Below are 4,405 nucleotides of genomic sequence, written 5' to 3' on the forward strand. Positions count from 1 at the left end.
TCGCGTGTTTGTTCAGTCTCTGTTGAATCTCATCCCATACATCTTCAGGAGATTTTCTTTCAGCCCGTTCCTCAGCCGTTCTGGTTACAGAGGGTTGTGTGGAATACCAGTACCGGGTTCCATCAACATAGAGATAGGTTGCCTTATCAGTCAGTCTTCGGAGGGCATCACCAAATGTCGGGACCGTCTCTCCCGGTTGGACACATCCAAGTTTCACCCGTTTTTCGTCGATGCCGCGATTTGATGCCCGGATAGTCGGGGCTGAACCAAGATAAATGGTACGTGCTATTCTCCTGCATGCAGAGAATCTCCCTAAGTTTGGATTATCCCGGTCAAGACTGAGCGGAAGAGAGTGTGGCCCGTCAACATCTTTCTCAATGACCGGGACCCACTGGTCTTCAAGATACCTGGTCAATTCAAACTGAACATTTGAATCATCAATCGGGACCGTTGCAGGCATAATGAGGAGATTGGCATCCTGTCTCTCCCACAGGGAATGGATGACAGCAGCCATGAGCCGTAAGACACCACGGGTCCTCTGGAATTTATCCAGCGTTGACCAGTCGTTATAGAGCCGGTCAAAGAGCTCAGGATGAATGGGATATGCCATCTTTATCCGTCGCTCATACTCTCCTTCCCGACATTCGATAGGAAATTCCGTAGTGTGAGTTCCGTAAAAATCAATAAATGCCCTGGCTACCGCATCCCGGTGGACTGCCTGCTCATGGGTAAGAGGCTGAAAAAGACGACGTCTGACGATCTCAAATCCTTCATCCTGACTTGCCGGACGCCAAGGCGATTCTAATCTTCCTATAGCATTTTTCAACCGCTCAAGTGCCTTTTTTCCCCATTCTCCACCAATTTCGTTATCTGATGCCGGTATTGAGACCACGAGCATGGTGTTTTTTGCGGCCTTTACTGATTCAGAAAGGGCTTGGGCAAAGGTAAATTGTGTTTCAAAAGTTCCAGCCGGGAGATTAGTACCTTCATGGAGTTGTCTGGCATAGGCGACCCATTCATCTATGAGGATAAGACAGGGAGAGTACCGGTTAAAGAGTTCACGAAGTCGGTCACCTGGGTTGGTCGCCTTTTCATCATCCTCTTTCACCATAGCATAGCCTTCTTTTCCGCCCAATTGCCAGGCTATTTCTCCCCAGAGTGTTCGGACTATTGTGCCATCAGGTTTCGTTACCGGCTGACCCGGTGATATCTTTGTTCCAACAAGGACGACTCTTCTGACATTTTGAGTTATTGTGGTCGTCGTATCTTTGAGAAGTTCTTCTACTCCAGGTAGATCTGATGCAGGAGTCCCGGAAAAGAGATGCCAGAGTGCAAGCATGGAGTGTGTTTTCCCTCCACCAAAGTTCGTTTGTAGCTCAACGACCGGGTCCCCCCGGTTATTCGCAAGCCTCTCCAGACCTTTCACGAGAAGTTGTCTGAGTCCTTCAGTCAGGAATGTCCGGCGGAAGAATTCTGTCGGGTGTTTATATTCATCAGATCCTTCCCCAAGATAGACCTGCCATAGATCAGCGGCGAATTCAGCCTGTTGATATCGCCCGGAGGCTACATCCGGATGAGGAGTGATGACCTCCCGCCAGGGTTTGAGGCCTCCCATCGGTTTTCCTTCGGTTGGTTGGAACGATGATTTTCGCATCTCATTCCTACGCATCTCTTCAAATTGAAGACGAAGGAGGTCCATCCGCATTTTTTCAACTTCGGCATGTTCATCGGATGCAGATATTGCATTAAGAAGGCGGGCGGTGCTGTCGAGGGCACGAAGAGTATCATTCGTAGAGAATGGTTTCTGGTGGGCCCACTGGTTTCTGGTCTCTCTGAGTTCTGAAACAAGACTTCTTTCAGTATGACCTAATATTTGTGAGAAGACCTTTGCCCACTGATCCCACATGACAAGGAGTAGTTTCTGGACATCCCAATAATCTACCCAGCCATCCCGTGGAGGAATATCTGTTATCATCTCCTGCCAAGAATCACCATACTGGGATCTCATTTCTCGCTCAACAAACCGCATAAGTCCGGTTTTAAGCTGATCCATCGCCCTTCCCACTCTGTCGTAATTTGATAATGCCATCTCAATGCACCAGGATATAAAGACCGGTTATTAGAACTCTTAATTATAGATAATAGAATTTTTCGGTTTTGATTCTTGGATGAGGGTGAAAAGGTTAAAGATCTCTCCTGATTATGTGGATGGTGATGAAGAAGAGAGGAGTGTGTTCAGTCCCTGAAGAAATATCTGAAAACTTTGAGACTGATTCATGTGAGGGTCGATATGTGAAGCTACCTTTCGGGCTACTTCAATCTTTGGATAGATGTCACCACAGTACCCACCTTTTTTCAGCAAAGCATGAAGTGATTCCCAGGTATTTCCTACATTATCAGGAGTTTTATATTTCGAATGGGTCCCAAGTGTTTCCGGGACACGACTATAAACCGCATGTATTGCGTGGAAATCTCCCAATATCCATGATTCCAGTTCCTGAATTGCAAGTCTTGTAATCACCGAATAGGAACCATCCATATCTGGGTTGGTTTTTGTATGAAGACCAGCCCGGTGGACGATATCTTCGAGATAGTGTTTCATCTCCCTGCAATCTTTTCGATCAAGGTCACTGATGATGATTATTCTGTATTTTCCTGGGTCCAGATGAGTAAATCCACGAAGCCGTTTTTCAAGTTTAGTCTTAAAGCACGACAAAACATGGATGCTCCAGGTATCCGGAGGAAATATAATCTTTGGAAGAACTGGCTCCAGAAATCCTTTCATGGATGGCTCTTCAACCAGAATGTCAATCTTCATTGGTATCTGGAATAGGTAATGGGATCACTATTCGGGACAAAATTCTCCATCCAGAGATCTCCGAGAGGGATCTTTTCCTCCAGAAAGCCTTTCAGTTCTTCGATATCTGACAGCCGTTCTGCCCTGGTATATCCATCTTCATCCCGGTAGATCGAGAAGACTTCTTCCGGTTTTGCTTCGTTGATAAGGGCAGGTGAGTGGGTTGTCACCAGTAATTGGGTCCTGCTTGTTGCCTTATGAAATTCTTCTGCAAGGTGAGGGAGGAGCAGGGGGTGAAGCTGGTTTTCAGGTTCTTCGATTCCGATAAGTGATCCTGGAACTGGGTCATTGAGGAGAACCAGGTATGCAAGCATTTTCAACGTCCCGTCGGATGCAAAGCGTGCAAGGACTGGTTCTTTGAATGGTGCATCATATATCTGAAGGTTTAACCGGGTATCTCCCATGATCTCTGCCTCAATACGGCTGAGTCGTGGAATGCGGGATGCCAGGGTCTGGCAAATCTCTTCATACACAAAGGGATGCCGCTCCATGAGATACTGAATCACATTTGGCAGGTTATCGCCCGTTGATGAGAGGTGTTCCTGCCCTCCGGCTGCAGGAGTGGTCCGGGTAGTATCTGCAGTCAGGTATGAGAGATGCCATCCGGTGATGAAATCCCGAAGAGCACTCACCCGGGGGTGTTTTGAGAACAGACCTAGTGTTGCAACGGCTAATGTCTCCGGTGACTTGAGAGATTCGACCTGTCTTTCTGCTGATTCATCCGGATTCTCACCGGTGATGACGGTGCCGTGCCCTTCAGAAAAATCCAGGAATTTAAATGGTTTTCCTCTCTCATTTCTCCTCCAGTGGAGCCATTCATTCGTCACCACCGGACCTCGTTCCCGTTCATCTATCTCAAGATGATAGGTGATGAGTGGCGAGTCACTTTTTTCCCGGTATTTTATCTCAATTGATATTGGCTCAGTGCTTCCTCGTGAACGCAGATGTTTAAACCTTCCCCTCTTCTCCCATGCAGTTCGTAGTCCCCCCGGTTGGGTGAAGCATTCAGACAGGAATGCGAATACATCAAATATCGTCGATTTACCGCTCCCATTTGGGCCGATAAATATGGTTAAAGGGGTAAGCTTTGATAATTCCAGGTTACGAAGGACCCGGTAATTTTTCACCACCAGTTTTTCTATGTGGGGAGGTTTCTCAGATCTTCCCATTCTCCTCTGATCCTTTTATGTTCGTGATGTTCAGTCCCATTCATCTCGCATGAGCCGTTCTTCTCTTCCATGAAAACCTGTGAGAGTACCACGATATTTCACCGGGAAGATTAAAACCTTCTCTTTCATCTTTTCCTCCAGCTTATCTGGGTGCTCTGAAATTTCTTTCATTATCAGGATCCCTCTTATTGTAATCGTTGATTGGTATAGGAGTCAGGTTCTATAATTGTTCCTTGGAGATTATTTTGTGATAATATCAATACTTCACACAGTGTGTGACCTTTTTTCCTTATTCTATGCTGGTTATAGCATGCAATTTATGTTCAACCGATATTTACAATGTCTGTTGCCCGGTCGTCCCCGGAAGACTTCCCTGAGC

At 46.7% G+C, this 4,405-nt stretch carries 4 protein-coding genes; all 4 read right to left on the reverse strand.

Features of this window, described 5'->3' with window-relative positions; translation table 11 throughout:
* A partial coding sequence (locus PLA23_RS10865) for a DUF499 family protein (RefSeq protein WP_324475191.1) occupies positions 1 to 2,089 on the reverse strand: 2,089 nt, incomplete at its 3' end.
* A gap of 111 nt (positions 2,090 to 2,200) precedes the next feature.
* Positions 2,201 to 2,818, reverse strand: coding sequence for a DUF4276 family protein (locus tag PLA23_RS10870; RefSeq protein WP_324475192.1), 618 nt, complete (start codon positions 2,816 to 2,818; stop codon positions 2,201 to 2,203).
* The gene (locus PLA23_RS10875) at positions 2,815 to 4,026 is read right to left on the reverse strand and encodes an AAA family ATPase (protein WP_324475193.1); all 1,212 of its coding nucleotides are present in this window, start codon (positions 4,024 to 4,026) and stop codon (positions 2,815 to 2,817) included. The genes PLA23_RS10870 and PLA23_RS10875 overlap by 4 nt, the downstream gene beginning before the upstream one ends.
* A gap of 30 nt (positions 4,027 to 4,056) precedes the next feature.
* The gene (locus PLA23_RS10880) at positions 4,057 to 4,197 is read right to left on the reverse strand and encodes a hypothetical protein (protein ID WP_324331924.1); all 141 of its coding nucleotides are present in this window, start codon (positions 4,195 to 4,197) and stop codon (positions 4,057 to 4,059) included.
* Between the last annotated feature and the right edge of the window lie 208 nt (positions 4,198 to 4,405).

The sequence above is a fragment of the Methanospirillum sp. genome (assembly GCF_035406105.1).
Taxonomy (GTDB): Archaea; Halobacteriota; Methanomicrobia; order Methanomicrobiales; family Methanospirillaceae; genus Methanospirillum.

Excerpts from the sequence above, each read along its gene's own strand:
- PLA23_RS10875 (WP_324475193.1), bottom strand. The coding sequence starts at position 4,026 with ATGGGAAGATCTGAGAAACCTCCCCACATAGAAAAACTGGTGGTGAAA.
- PLA23_RS10870 (WP_324475192.1), bottom strand. The coding sequence starts at position 2,818 with ATGAAGATTGACATTCTGGTTGAAGAGCCATCCATGAAAGGATTTCTG.
- PLA23_RS10880 (WP_324331924.1), bottom strand. The coding sequence starts at position 4,197 with ATGAAAGAAATTTCAGAGCACCCAGATAAGCTGGAGGAAAAGATGAAA.